This is a genomic window from Pseudoalteromonas sp. A757 (assembly GCF_004103285.1).
GTDB lineage: Bacteria > Pseudomonadota > Gammaproteobacteria > Enterobacterales > Alteromonadaceae > Pseudoalteromonas > Pseudoalteromonas galatheae.
Window position 1 is genome coordinate 214627 of sequence record NZ_QNQN01000073.1, and the last position, 13873, is coordinate 228499.

Annotated in this window: 11 protein-coding genes; 6 read left to right on the forward strand and 5 right to left on the reverse strand. The window is 43.3% G+C overall.

All coding sequences use genetic code 11. From position 1 onward, the window contains the following. Positions 1-34: 34 nt before the first annotated feature. From rplT to thrS, 4 genes are all read right to left on the reverse strand, one after another. Complete coding sequence (gene rplT / locus DRB05_RS18350; protein WP_010376973.1) at positions 35-394, reverse strand: 50S ribosomal protein L20; 360 nt, start codon at positions 392-394, stop codon at positions 35-37. Between the two features lie 15 nt (positions 395-409). Next, a complete protein-coding gene (gene rpmI, locus DRB05_RS18355) occupies positions 410-610 on the reverse strand; it encodes a 50S ribosomal protein L35 (RefSeq protein WP_010604868.1) in 201 nt (66 codons plus the stop codon). Positions 611-791: 181 nt separating this feature from the next. Beyond that, a complete protein-coding gene (gene infC / locus DRB05_RS18360; protein WP_128728403.1) occupies positions 792-1355 on the reverse strand; it encodes a translation initiation factor IF-3 in 564 nt (187 codons plus the stop codon). A 56-nt stretch (positions 1356-1411) separates the two neighbouring features. Beyond that, complete coding sequence (gene thrS / locus DRB05_RS18365) at positions 1412-3322, reverse strand: threonine--tRNA ligase (RefSeq protein WP_128728205.1); 1911 nt, start codon at positions 3320-3322, stop codon at positions 1412-1414. 229 nt (positions 3323-3551) lie between these two features. Between thrS and DRB05_RS18370 the strand changes: the two genes are divergently transcribed. From DRB05_RS18370 to DRB05_RS18385, 4 genes are all read left to right on the forward strand, one after another. Next, positions 3552-4544: an endonuclease/exonuclease/phosphatase family protein gene (locus tag DRB05_RS18370; RefSeq protein WP_128728206.1), complete on the forward strand. Its 993-nt coding sequence runs from the start codon at positions 3552-3554 to the stop codon at positions 4542-4544. 34 nt (positions 4545-4578) lie between these two features. Next, entirely contained in the window at positions 4579-5025 is a 447-nt protein-coding gene (locus DRB05_RS18375) for a DUF3010 family protein (RefSeq protein ID WP_128728207.1), read from the forward strand. A 178-nt stretch (positions 5026-5203) separates the two neighbouring features. Next, positions 5204-6391, forward strand: a complete 1188-nt coding sequence (locus DRB05_RS18380; RefSeq protein ID WP_128728208.1) for a hypothetical protein — start codon at positions 5204-5206, stop codon at positions 6389-6391. 89 nt (positions 6392-6480) lie between these two features. Further along, positions 6481-8325, forward strand: coding sequence for an ABC transporter ATP-binding protein (locus tag DRB05_RS18385; protein WP_128728209.1), 1845 nt, complete (start codon positions 6481-6483; stop codon positions 8323-8325). Here the strand turns inward: DRB05_RS18385 and DRB05_RS18390 are convergent. Continuing rightward, positions 8309-8911, reverse strand: coding sequence for a TetR/AcrR family transcriptional regulator (locus DRB05_RS18390; protein WP_128728210.1), 603 nt, complete (start codon positions 8909-8911; stop codon positions 8309-8311). The two genes, DRB05_RS18385 and DRB05_RS18390, sit on opposite strands and share 17 nt — an antisense overlap. A gap of 418 nt (positions 8912-9329) precedes the next feature. On the opposite strand from DRB05_RS18390, the gene DRB05_RS18395 reads away from it, so the two are divergent. Together DRB05_RS18395 and DRB05_RS18400 are read left to right on the forward strand one after the other, a co-directional pair. Continuing rightward, positions 9330-10502 (forward strand): efflux RND transporter periplasmic adaptor subunit, encoded by a 1173-nt coding sequence (locus tag DRB05_RS18395; RefSeq protein ID WP_128728211.1) that lies wholly within the window; start codon positions 9330-9332, stop codon positions 10500-10502. Positions 10503-10506: 4 nt separating this feature from the next. Further along, a complete protein-coding gene (locus tag DRB05_RS18400; protein ID WP_128728212.1) occupies positions 10507-13680 on the forward strand; it encodes an efflux RND transporter permease subunit in 3174 nt (1057 codons plus the stop codon). Positions 13681-13873: the final 193 nt, after the last annotated feature.

Genomic DNA, 13873 nt, shown 5'->3' on the forward strand with positions numbered 1-13873 from the left:
GCTTTAGTCCTAAGACTAATTCTAGTTCCGCTTATTAAGCAGCTAGACCATCTTTTGCTTTAGCAACTAGTGCTGCGAAAGCTACTTGGTCGTATACTGCGATATCAGCTAGGATCTTACGATCGATTTCAATCGATGACTTTTTAAGGCCATTGATGAAACGGCTGTAAGAAAGACCATTTTGACGTGCAGCTGCGTTGATACGAGCAATCCATAGTTGACGGAAAGTACGTTTCTTAGCACGACGGTCACGGTAAGCATATTGACCAGCTTTAGTTACCGCTTGGAAAGCTACGCGGTAAACGCGTGAACGCGCTCCATAGTAACCTTTAGCTTGCTTTAATACTTTTTTGTGACGTGCACGTGCAACTACGCCGCGTTTAACTCTTGCCATTTCTGATATCCTCTATTAAGCGAATGGTAACATACGATCGATTAGGCCTAGGTCATTCTTATGAACCATAGACTTAGCACGAAGGTGTAATTTACGCTTTGAAGATTTCTTAGTCAGAATGTGACGAAGATGCGACTGTTTACGCTTGTAACCGCCAGAAGCAGTCTTTTTGAAGCGCTTAGCAGCACCTCTGTGTGATTTTAGCTTATAAGCCATTTGCAATAACTCCGAATGATATTGCTTTAACACAATGTAAGTAGGCGGAGATAAACTCACTTGTAGGCCTAGCTTACTACCTAAAACCGGTGAAGGATCAATACCTTACTTTAAGACCGGATAACGCAGGTGGCGTTAGCACTTGAGACCTGCGTTAAATTCGATGCGTATTATGCCGAGATTAAGACTTTTTAGCAATAGGTGCCATCATCATTATCATCTGACGACCTTCTACTTTTTTCGGGAAAGACTCAACTGATGCGATATCTTCCAATTCAGTCTTGATACGTTCTAGTAGATCAATACCAATCTCTTGGTGCGCCATCTCACGACCGCGGAAGCGAATTGTGACTTTAGCTTTATCGCCACCCTCAAGAAACTTGCGAAGGCTACGTAGCTTGACTTGGTAATCACCAATATCAGTACCAGGACGGAATTTAACTTCCTTAACCTGAATTTGCTTTTGCTTTTTCTTTTGTTCTTTTTGGATTTTTGCTTTTTCAAAAAGGAACTTACCGTAGTCCATCACTTTACAAACTGGTGGTTCAGCATTTGGACTGATCTCAACTAGATCTAGACCTGCTTCATCCGCCATGTTTTGTGCGTCTCTTGTTGAGACAATGCCAGCTTGCTCGCCTTCAGCGTCAATTAAGCGAACCTCTTTCGCTGTAATCTCTTCGTTAATACGATTTTTCTGAGCGTTATTTTGCCCTTTTTTGCCGCCTCTAATGGTACGTTCCTCCAAAAAATTCAAAAGTAATTGCGTGCACCAGAAAAAGTGAAGTACACGCAAGTTTATATTTATAGTCGATTTTTAATCTCTTCGCTAACTTTCGCGATGAAATCATCAATCGAGAATTTACCTAAATCTTCACCAGTACGGGTTCTTACTGCAACTTCTTGTTGCTCGACTTCTTTATCACCCACCACTAGCAAATAAGGTATACGTTTTAAAGTATGCTCGCGGATTTTAAAACCAATCTTCTCATTTCTCAAGTCGGCACAAGCTCTTATTCCAAGTTTATTCAACTTTTGTACAACTTCGTGGACATAATCCGCTTGTTTATCCGTGATATTCATGATCACAACTTGTTTCGGCGCAAGCCAAGTTGGGAATTGACCAGCATATTCTTCCGTTAGGATACCAATAAAGCGCTCTAGTGAACCCAGAATAGCACGGTGGATCATAACCGGCGTTTTACGCTCGTTATTTTCCGCAACATAAGTTGCACCTAAACGACCAGGTAATGCGAAGTCTAACTGCACTGTACCACATTGCCACGCACGTTCTAAACAATCGTATAGCGTAAATTCAATTTTAGGACCATAAAACGCCCCTTCACCCGGCAGATATTCAAACTCAATGTTGTTGACTTTCAACGCTTCGGCCAATGCTTCTTCCGCTTTGTCCCACATTTCGTCTTCACCAATGCGCTTTTCTGGACGAGTAGAAAGCTTTACAACAATCTTTTCAAAGCCAAATGTCGAGTATGTGTCGTATACCATTTTGATACAGGCAGATACTTCATCCATGATTTGCTCTTCTGTACAGAAGATATGCGCATCATCTTGAGTAAAGCCACGAACGCGCATCAAGCCATGTAATGCGCCTGATGGCTCATTCCGGTGACAACAACCAAACTCAGCCATACGTAATGGCAAATCACGGTATGACTTTAGACCTTGGTTAAAGATCTGCACGTGACCCGGGCAGTTCATTGGTTTAATAGCATACTCACGTTTCTCTGACTCAGTCGTGAACATGGCATCTGAATACTTATCCCAGTGACCTGATTTTTCCCACAAGCCACGGTCCATCATCAACGGACCTTTTACTTCTTCGTACTGATATTCGCGTAGTTTTTCACGAACAAAATCTTCAAGCTCGCGATAAATGCTCCAGCCATCATTATGCCAGAATACCATGCCTGGTGCTTCTTCTTGCCAGTGCCACAGATCGAGTGCTTTACCAATTTTGCGGTGATCGCGCTTTTCAGCTTCTTCTAAACGCTTAAGGTAAGCCTTTAGCTGCTTCTTGTCAGCCCAAGCTGTACCGTAGATACGCTGTAACATCTTATTTTCTGAGTTACCGCGCCAGTATGCACCTGCCACTTTCATAATCTTAAAGTGGTGACAGAACTTCATATTTGGTACGTGCGGACCACGACACATATCAACATATTCTTGGTGGTGATATAAACCTGGGCGATCATCTTTCGCGATATTCTCGTCCAAGATTTCCATCTTATAGGTTTCACCGCGTGCTTCAAATGCATCGCGCGCTTCTTGCCAGCTCACCTTTTTCTTTACTACATCGTAGTCGGTCTTTGCCAACTCCAACATACGCTTTTCAATCGCTTCAAGGTCTTCTTGAGTAAGCGAATGCTCTAGGTCAACATCGTAATAAAAACCGTTGTCGATGGTAGGACCAATCGCCATTTTAGCTTCTGGGAACAATTGTTTTACAGCGTGACCAATCAAGTGCGCACACGAGTGACGAATAATCTCAAGACCGTCGTCGTCTTTTGCAGTGATGATTTCAAGTGCTGAATCATTTTCGATGAGGTCACAAGCGTCAACACGAACGCCATTTACACGGCCAGCAATCGTTGCTTTCGCAAGGCCAGGACCGATGTCTTGAGCGACTTCTAAAGTAGTGACAGGGTTTTCAAAAATACGCTGACTGCCGTCAGGGAGAGTAATAACTGGCATGATAAATCCTATTTACAGTGGTGACACCTACAATGCATCACATGTATTTAATTAATTTTAAAGTGTGCCTATCAACGCTTTTACGAATAAGCATTGTCTTGCGCGAATTATCGCGGCTCATCCGAGGACTTCCGAATAAGAGCCACTATTCTCGCGTGTTACTTGGCTAAGTGCAAGCCTAGAGCTAAAATTAATCTATTAATTTACAAAAACTATTTTGGGATTATTCGTGGCCAAAAAGCGTTATCGGTTTGCAACCTTTAATCTACTAAATTTTGCAGCACCACCTTATTCCTTTTATCAGCTTCATGAGCACTATAATGAAACACAGTGGCAAACCAAAACTCAGTTCATCACGGGACTCATTCAGCATATAAACCCCGACGTCATTGTGTTTCAAGAGGTCTTCTCTCCTGATAGCTTACAGATGCTGTGCGAAGACTTGGGCCTTGTTCACTTTGCCACTGTCGATGCGCCAAGTCCTGATCACGTATATCCATCAGTACTGTTTAAACCAGTAGTCGCTATCGCATCGAAGCTACCATTTAAATCTTTTGCACCGTTAGAGCCCTGCCCCGAATTACTCGAATACCTTAATAATCAACATCAATTTAAATTCAATCGTACCCCGATAAAATGTAAGTTCGATATTCCAGGCTTTGGGTTACTGGCGTGTTATGCCGTCCACTTTAAGTCTCAACGCGTGCATTCAATGGCCCACATGCTAGGAGATTCCAATCAAGACGATCCGCTACTTACATTGCTCCACGAAACCGTAGGTACGATGCAGTCGCAGATCTCACGTTCACTCGAAGCTTCCATCATTTATTACGATGCATTAAAGACACAAAGAGAGAAACAGGCTGCAACATTGGTGATGGGCGACTTCAATGATGCGTTAGACAGCCCGGCACTATCTTTTATGACGCAAGCCTTTCCACCCGTACTTGCCAGTAATGGCTTTGACAGTGTCGGGTTGTTCGACAGTTTTCTTTATGCCGACAACAACCACAAAGAAAAGCCCGCCAGTCATTACTATCAAGGTGAGGGTAATGTACTTGATTACATTCTTTGTTCAAAAGAATTCAATCCCAACCGAGAAGCGCCTAGGGTGAAGTCGTTACATTACTACAGTTACGATGCTCACCTTGATCCAAAGCGTATGGACGAAGATATTTGCTATTCTGACCATGCAGCGATAGCAATAGAAATAACACTGTGAGATAATTCAATTTTTGCATAATCTGGACACGAAAATGAGAACACTTGGGGTTGAAATTTCAGGCAGCGAAGCTCTGCTTTGTATGCTAACGAAAGAAGATGACGTTTTTGATATCAGAGACATTCGTCAGCGCCGCTTTACGTTAAGTAACCAAGGGACAGAACTTGATGAAATGCGCAAGTTCCAATTCGACTTTGCAAAACTAGTAGAAGATTACGGCGTAGATTCTATCGCCATTCGTCAGCGCCCACATAAAGGTAAGTTCGCAGGTAGTGCGGCAGGTTTTAAAATGGAAGCAGCAATCCAGTTAATTTCAGGCGTGGACGTGCAGTTACTATCTGGTACTGAAGTTAAAGAGCAATTAAAAAGAAACCCAATTCCTGTTGACTTTGAAGACACTGGGTTGAAAAAGTTTCAAGAGCAAGCTTTCATTAATGCCTATGTTTATATTCTTCGTAAAACATACGGCAAAGAAGAATAATCATATCAAGGGCCAGCAGCTACTTAGCTACTGGCCTTTTTATTAGCTTCAACTTCTCTCCACTATGTAAATAATTCAAATATAAAATTGTTGTAAAAATTTTGCTTTGATTTGATTCAGCCCTGCGCGCTTTTATGCTATTAATATAACCGTAATAAACCGCAAGGAGTGGATTCAGGTGTTACGTATAAAGTGTTCAACGGTAGCCATTTTTTTGGCATGTTCCCTGTTAAGTACAAAACTAATTGCCAATTCAGATAGCAATCCAGCATCATTAATATTTGCCGTCAACACAGACAAACGTGTGTACGAAAATACACAGTCTCTTGAGGCTCAGTTACCTATCCGTGGGAGTTTAGACAGTAGCTCAGCCAGTATTCAATATGCAGCGACTTACCATTCTATAGTTGGTAACTATTTTGAAGCGGAAAAGCTCATTTCAGGTGTGATTAGCCCTGACATGTTATTAAATGACTATCGCTTGGTTCCTGCTCTGGAAGTCATCAAGCAAAAATCGATGAAAACTCGTATCACTATGGTGAATGAAGCGTACCATAATGCCAAGCATCGTGCGTTAACAATCGCCCTGCTTCAACCTTTATACGATCAAGGTTATCGCTACCTCGCGTTAGAGGCATTGTCCTCCCAAACTGATGTTGAGCAGCAGGTAAATAAACATGGCTTTACCACATACGACCATGGTATCTACACGATGGAAGCGACATTCGCCAGCTTAATATTTGAGGCAAAAACAATTGGCTATGAAATTATTAGCTATGATAGAGAATCGCAAGACAATAGAGCTAAAGTTGCCGCGTTAGAATTACAGGAAAAAGTATTTAATAGCAATCCCGATGCAAAGCTACTGATCCACCTTGGTTTCTCACAATTGGACGAGCAAAAACAATTAGCGAGTGAGTTAAAACAGCAGTTGCAGGTCAACCCACTGACGATAGACCAAGTTAGACTATCTGAAGTTCATTCTGAAACTGGCGATGGACCATTATTGCTTGAACGAGTAACTAGTACTTCACAACACTACTCTTCTGATCCTGAACGCTTTGATTTATCCGTTACTTGGCCAAAAACCATTCATGTCGAGAACCGCCCAAGCTGGATATCATCTACTTTTAGGCTGAAAAAACAGCCACTGAGTATCTGTAAACAAACTTTTCCTTGCTATCTAGAGCTGGCTTTTTTTACTAAGGAATCTAATAAGCTCGTTCCTATTGATAAAATAACGATAGAAAAACCGCTTGAGCAAGTCCATTTAAAACATTACTCAGCCCCGTTAACGCTCACTAGCTACAATGCAATTACAGGTGAGCTAATCGCCCAAAAGCGACTCAATAAAAAACAATTATAATTACTCGTGCAATTTAAGCACCAATCTGTGACTCGCGAATTTCATACTATCAAGGTAGACTAGCTGCTGAACAAATTTAGGGATCATCCATGTATCGAGTATTTGAACGCTTTACCAAACCGTTTCCCGAGCAAGAAGTTGGTCAGCCACCACAAGGTTTGTTGGCTTTCTGTCGCTTCTATACTAAGGGAATGGAATTACCCTTATTATTTATGTCGCTAAGTGCTGCAATCCTCGCAATTTTGGAAGTAACATTATTTGGCTTTATGGGTGATTTAGTTGACTGGCTCTCCACTTACACACCGCAAACTCTATTTGAAGCCAAACAAGCCGAGCTAATTAGAATGTCTGTGATCACGTTAGTGGCGCTGCCACTATTAGTCTTTTTTCACAGCGCCATTTTACATCAGAGTTTATTGGGTAATTACCCAATGGCTATTCGTTGGCAGGCACACCGCTACTTGCTAAAGCAGTCTATGACATTCTATCAAGACGAGTTTGCTGGACGAATTGCAACTAAAGTGATGCAAACCGCCCTAGCCGTGCGAGAATCAGTCATGAAGTTACTCGATGTGCTGGTTTATATTTTAGTGTACTTCACCGCAATGCTCGCGCTTGTCGCAAGCAGTGATATACGTTTGATGATCCCGCTGGTTGTCTGGCTTGGCTGCTATATCTGTTTTCAATTCTATTTCGTTCCTAAACTAAAACGTGTTTCTAGTGAGCAGGCTGACGCACGCTCAGAAATGACAGGAAGGATCGTTGATAGTTACACCAATATTTCAACTGTAAAGCTTTTCTCTTACACTAAACGAGAAGAAGAATATGCCAAAGACAGCATGGATGTGTTTATTCAACCTGTATATAAACAAATGCGCCTAGCAACTAGCTTAAACGTTAGCATTCAAGCCCTAAATTATCTTTTGGTATTTTCCGTCGCAGCACTTTCAATCTACTTATGGTCTTTTAATGCGATAACCGCTGGTGCAATCGCAATTACTGTGGGATTAGCCTTACGCTTAAATGGTATGGCACAGTGGATAATGTGGGAAATTAGCGGCCTATTCGAAAATATTGGTACAGTTGCAGACGGCATGAATACGCTCTCAAGACCGCTTGATATTGTTGATCAACAAACAGCGCCGCAGTTAGATTTTAAAGCCGGAAAAATCGACTTTTGTAACACGACCTTTGCTTATAAGCGTAAAGATGCGGCGAAACAACATAATGTCATCGACAACCTTAACCTGCATATCAAACCCGGTGAGAAAATTGGCGTAGTTGGCCGCTCAGGTGCGGGCAAGTCGACCTTAGTGAACTTATTACTGAGATTCTACGATACCGACGACGGCAGCATCGAAATTGATGGTCAAAATATTGCTAAAGTAAAACAGGAAAGCTTACGACGTCATATCGCCATGGTGACGCAAGATACTTCTTTGCTCCATCGCAGCGTGCGTGATAATATTCTTTATGGTCGCCCTGATGCATCAGAAGACGAGCTAATTGCCGCAACAAAAGAAGCGCAGGCTTATGATTTTATCCAAGACTTGGAAGACAGCCACGGTAATACTGGGTTTGACGCTCAAGTGGGTGAGCGCGGTGTGAAATTATCAGGTGGCCAACGACAACGTATCGCCATAGCCCGTGTATTATTAAAAAATGCGCCAATTTTAATTTTAGACGAAGCTACATCAGCTCTAGATTCAGAGGTCGAACAAGCTATCCAAGAGAGCTTAGATGCATTAATGGAAGATAAAACCGTTATTGCGATTGCCCATAGATTATCTACAATTGCGCAAATGGACAGGCTAATCGTAATGGATGAAGGTCGGATCGTAGAAGAAGGAAGCCATCAATCCTTGCTAGCCTTAGATGGTATATACGCCAAACTGTGGTCTCATCAAACCGGTGGGTTTATTGGGGTTGAGTAACACCGTTACAAAATAGCGCGACCGCTTTTTCAACCAATATGTCAAGCTCTGCTTCTGGAAGCGGAGCTTGCCATTTTATTGCACGCTCCCAATAGCCTAGCTTCTTCAGTGCTCCCCAGAAATAAGCAGCAGCAAAGTCCCCTTTGAAACTTCCCAAACAGCCTGACCTCGCCGCATCTTCAAACCACTGGTTCATTGCAGCTTCGCAGTTACTAAACTTCTCATTAAGGTTTTGTGCTTGCTCAAAGCTGCGCATCGACTCAATCATCACAATGCGCGATAAACGCATATAATCCTCATCGTTCAGTAAAGTCATTGCACTTTTCGCAAGGTGTTGCAGCTGAACTGCAAAGTCATAGTTTGGAATAAACTGTATCGCAGTGATGGGTTTTATCCGCTCAATCAACAACTCGACGACGGCATCAAATAGCTCGTCTTTGGTTGAGTAATGTTTGTACAGCGTTCGCTTAGAAACTTCTGCAGATTGACTGATCGACTCCATCGTCGTAGCCTGCAGGCCTTTTTGAGCGAATTCTTCTATCGCCGCACATAAAATTGACTGCTGTTTTGGTGAAAGTTGCGTCATCTACTTATTCTGTCTTTAATTAATAGTGGGAAAAGCGAGCCATCGATAGCTGCTACTCACATGGTCAGTTGCATACCAAGAACTACTTCTCTATCTCTAGATAAGCCTTCTTCGTAATAAATCAACATTCCCTTTATTTTAATCAATAAAGTCGTTAATAAAAAGTACACATGATCGTATACCTAAACCGAAGAAAAGTACACGCAACCGTTTACCTTTTATTTCTTTAAGTATACACTACCGTTTACTTGTTTAATTGTCGAACAAATAGCCTTTACTTTGGTGTGGTTAAGGTATGAAATGAACTCACTTGACTGATTGCATCCAGTTGAGTGTGCGTTATAAAAGGCAAATTGCAAGGTAGTTCCCCGTCAAAGTCGGGGCAGCATAAAATGATAATATAGGAATTGGAGTGTTCATGTATCCAGCATCAATACGCAGTCGTGTTAAACACCTATCTTTTTTAATGCTCACGTTAGGCACTTTGTCTGCGTGTTCAGAAGCACCACAGCAAGGAGGGCAAGCAATGCCACCTGCGCAAGTGAGTGTACAACAAGTTACTACTCAATCAGTGCCTTTCGATATCGAACTTCCAGCCACTCTCGCGGGTGATAAAGAAGTAGAAATTCGTTCTCGGGTTTCTGGGATCATCGAATCTCGCAACTTTGAGGAAGGTCAGTTTGTAAAAGCTGGTCATTCGCTATTTACCATTGAGCTTAAACCATTTGAATTAGCTGTAGATAAAGCGCAAGCAGCACTTCAGGCAGCGAAAGCAAACGTTGACCAAACTAAGCGAGAAAGTGAGAGACTTGAGCGTTTAAAGAACGAACGTTCAGTGTCAAAGCGCGACTTTGACAATTCAGTGTCTGCTTACGATATTGCAGTTGCGAATTTAGAATCTGCAAAAGTCGCGTTGAGTGAAGCTAAGCTGGATCTTGAATATGCCAAAGTTGAAGCGCCAGTATCTGGGATTGTCGGTCGCGAACTGATGTCAGAAGGTAGCTACGTTTCTGGTCCAAGTGTACTTTTAACCGAACTTACCGATATCAGCACGATTCGCGCTCGATTTGGCTTTTCCGAGCGTGAGCAATTGACAATGCGCCAAGATGTGGAAAACGGCTCCTTAGCCCTGCCAGAACATAATGAGTTTGATACCACAATTATTCTGCAAGATGGTTCGCTTTACGGACAAGCGGGTAAAGTAAACTTTAGCGACGTTCGCGTAAACCGCTTTACGGGTACCAGTGAGTTACAAGCTCGTATCCCTAATGAAAACGGCGAACTAAGGCCTGGCCAATTTGTGCGAGTTAAGCTCTCAGGTGCAGTACGCAATAACGCTATTGTTCTGCCGCAAAGAGCGGTACTAGATAATGGCACGGGTAAATTTGTGTATATTGCCACTAAAAATGAACAAGGCACAACAGTCGCTCTGCCCGCACCTGTCAAAGTTGGTGAATGGGTCAAGCTTAATGGTGAAAATATGTGGGTTATTCGCGAAGGCCTAAAAGAAGGACAACCCGTTATTGTTGAAGGTATGGCGAGGATCTTTTTTCCTGGCATGCCGGTGTCTGTGAGCGAGCAAGGGGAATAATCTGATGTTCTCCAAATACTTCATTAACAGGCCTATTTTCGCCTTTGTTATTTCTATCGTGATAGTGCTCGCAGGTCTTGCTGCAATGCGCAGTTTACCAGTTGCACAGTATCCCGAAATCGCACCACCTCAAGTTGAAGTACGTGCGGTATACCCAGGAGCATCAGCAGATGTATTGGAACAAACTGTTGCAACCCCCATCGAGAACGCGATTACCGGTGTTGAAGGTATGATGTATATGACATCAACCAGTACTAACTCAGGCGTAACAACTATTGCAGTAACTTTTGAGATAGGAACAGATGTTGATCAGGCCGCTGTCGATGTTAATAACCGTGTGAAGCAAGTAGAAGCTCGTCTCCCTGAAGAAACAAGACGCCAAGGCGTGGTGGTTCAAAAGACCTCTTCTAACTTCTTGCAAGTGCATGCGTTTTATTCCCCAGATGGAACTCGAGATAGTCTCTGGACATCTAACTATGTCACCATGAATATTCTTGACCGCGTCAAGCGTATTCCAGGGACGACTAACGTGCAAATCTTTGGTGCCAAAGACTACGCCATGCGTATTTGGCTACGTCCGGATATTATGAGTCAACTGCAAGTCACAGCAGATGAAATTTCAGGCGCAATTAGAGAGCAAAACTCTCAATATGCGGCGGGTAGTATTGGTGCCACTCCAACTTCTCAAGACGCGCAATCGCTAGTTTACAGTGTTACTGCAAAAGGACGTTTATCGACGGCTGAAGAGTTCGAAAATATCATCGTTCGTGCAAACCCTGATGGCTCAACACTGCGCCTTAAGGATGTTGCTCGCGTAGAGCTTGGCTCAAAAGACTATAACTTCCAAGGTACTATTAACGGTAAGGAAGCGGTATTACTCGGTGTATTCTTGCAACCGGGCGCGAATGCGCTTGACGTAGCTAAAGCAGTAGAGGCTGAAATTGAACAGATCAAACCTCAGTTCCCTACTGGTCTTGCTCACGTAAACTCTTACGACACCACACGCTTTGTAGAAGTCTCAATTCGAGAGGTGTTAAAAACGCTTGGTGAAGCAATGATCTTGGTATTCTTAGTGGTTTACCTGTTCTTGCAAAACTGGCGCGCAACGCTAATTCCAACGCTTGCAGTTCCGGTCTCGTTACTTGGTACATTTGCAGGTCTCTATATGCTCGGTTACTCGATTAACACCCTTACGCTGTTCGGCATGGTGTTATCGATTGGTATCGTGGTAGATGACGCCATTGTAGTACTTGAGAATGTCGAACGGATCATGCATGAGCAAGGCTTGCAGGCTAGAGAAGCAGCGGTTAAAGCGATGCAGGAAGTAAGCGGCCCCGTAGTCGCGATTGTATTGGTATTGTGTTCAGTGTTTGTACCTATCGCTTTCCTAGGCGGGTTAACAGGCGAACTATTCCGCCAATTTGCGATCACAATCTCCATCTCTGTAAGTTTATCCGGTGTGGTTGCATTGACGATGACACCAGCACTTTGTGTATTGCTGCTTAAGCACGAGCACAAACAAGATGCCAAGTTTTTCTTGTGGTTCAATGACTGGTTCCATCGTGTAACCGGACGCTATGTTGGCGCGGTTAGCTTTATGGTCCGCCGTGGTTTTGTGGGCCTAACACTAATGGCAGCCATGATTGGTGCTACGGTATTCTTATGGCAAAAAACGCCAAGCTCTTTAGTACCTGATGAAGATCAAGGTTACTACATGATTGCTGTGTTCTTGCCTGATGGTTCTTCACTAGAGCGCACCGCTAAAGTGGCAGATGAAGTAATTGCTGCTGCAAAATCAAACCCAGCTAACGAAAACGTCGTGGCGTTTACGGGGATGGATTTCATCGGTGGTGGCTTCAAAAATAGCGCTGCGACTATGTTCGTGACGCAGACACATTGGGATGAACGTGATGTGTCGGCGAAAGAACTTGTTGGTGAGTTATTTATGAAAACTGCGCATATTAATGAAGCACTAGTGCTAGCGTTTAACCCACCACCAATTTTCGGCTTGGGTACAACAGGCGGATTTGAAGTCTTCTTGCAAAATAAAGGCGGCTCTGATCCCGCTAAATTGAAGCAAGGTATGCAGATGATCATGGCAGAGGCGCAAAAGAGCCCTATCCTTACTGGCATTCAAACGCTATGGCGTCCTGATGCACCACAGCTAAAGGTGCATATGGATCGTGAACAAGCGCGTGCCATGGGGGTTAATATTAATTCTGCGTTTAACGCACTTGCAGCCAATTTAGGTAACTACTACGTCAACGACTTCAATAAGTTTGGTCGTGCATGGCAGGTGATTATGTCAGCAGAAGCCGAGTTTAGAATGACACCGGAAGATGTTGGACGTATATACGTGAAAAACAATCGCGGCGAAATGGTACCAATTTCGGCATTTACGGATGTTGAGTATAGTCGCGGTCCAGAAACCATGAATCGTTACAATAACCTATCGGCTGTGAAGCTAATGGGCGAAGCTGCACCTGGTTATAGCTCAGGTCAAGCTATCGCAGAATTTGAGCGTATCGCCAACAAAGTGCTACCACCAGACATGACGTACGAGTGGACGGGTTCTGCATTCCAAGAAAAGCAAAACTCTGGCACAACCGGTATTGCTCTAGGTATGGCTGTGATCATGGTATTTTTGATCCTTGCAGCACTCTATGAGCGCTGGTCATTGCCATTCTCAGTTATGTTAGCGCTGCCGTTTGGTACTTTTGGTGCATTGGTCTCAATCTGGATCGCTGGGCTAACCAACGACGTTTACTTCCAAATCGGTTTGGTTACCCTACTTGGCCTTGCCAGTAAAAATGCCATTCTTATTGTCGAGTACGCACTCATGAAGTATCAAGAAGGGTGGAGTCCGGCAACCGCAGCTCTTGAAGCGGCAAGACTGCGTTTTAGACCTATTATCATGACTTCACTTGCTTTCATACTCGGTGTAGTTCCACTGGTGATGAGCTCTGGAGCTGGCGCAGGAGCAAGACACAGTGTGGGTACTGGCGTAATGGGTGGTATGCTCTCGGCTACCTTCCTCGCAGTATTCTTCTTGCCACTATTCTTCTATTGGCTAATGGCAAGACGGATGTCAGAGAAGCGTTCTAAGCAAGAACTTTCAGATGAAATCGCGAAGCATCATAAAGATGAGCATGTCGATACAGATGAAGGATTAGCTTAACAACATCCCTTAAGTTAAACCACAAAACGCCTGAATTTTCAGGCGTTTTTTTATATTTCAGATAAATCGACTGCTGCCTTTCCACTATCTTGCCATCACACACTTTATCACTAGCCATTAGTCGTAATTTCATGCTTTTCGTCCAATCGCACTTGATTTTGTCGACAATTAGGTTATCACTGATAAAGCATAA

What these genes read in the sequence shown, in the direction of transcription:
- rplT (WP_010376973.1), bottom strand. Translation starts at nt 394, where the DNA reads ATGGCAAGAGTTAAACGCGGCGTAGTTGCACGTGCACGTCACAAAAAA.
- rpmI (WP_010604868.1), bottom strand. Translation starts at nt 610, where the DNA reads ATGGCTTATAAGCTAAAATCACACAGAGGTGCTGCTAAGCGCTTCAAA.
- thrS (WP_128728205.1), bottom strand. Translation starts at nt 3,322, where the DNA reads ATGCCAGTTATTACTCTCCCTGACGGCAGTCAGCGTATTTTTGAAAAC.
- DRB05_RS18375 (WP_128728207.1), top strand. Translation starts at nt 4,579, where the DNA reads ATGAGAACACTTGGGGTTGAAATTTCAGGCAGCGAAGCTCTGCTTTGT.
- DRB05_RS18385 (WP_128728209.1), top strand. Translation starts at nt 6,481, where the DNA reads ATGTATCGAGTATTTGAACGCTTTACCAAACCGTTTCCCGAGCAAGAA.
- DRB05_RS18390 (WP_128728210.1), bottom strand. Translation starts at nt 8,911, where the DNA reads ATGACGCAACTTTCACCAAAACAGCAGTCAATTTTATGTGCGGCGATA.
- DRB05_RS18395 (WP_128728211.1), top strand. Translation starts at nt 9,330, where the DNA reads ATGTATCCAGCATCAATACGCAGTCGTGTTAAACACCTATCTTTTTTA.
- DRB05_RS18400 (WP_128728212.1), top strand. Translation starts at nt 10,507, where the DNA reads ATGTTCTCCAAATACTTCATTAACAGGCCTATTTTCGCCTTTGTTATT.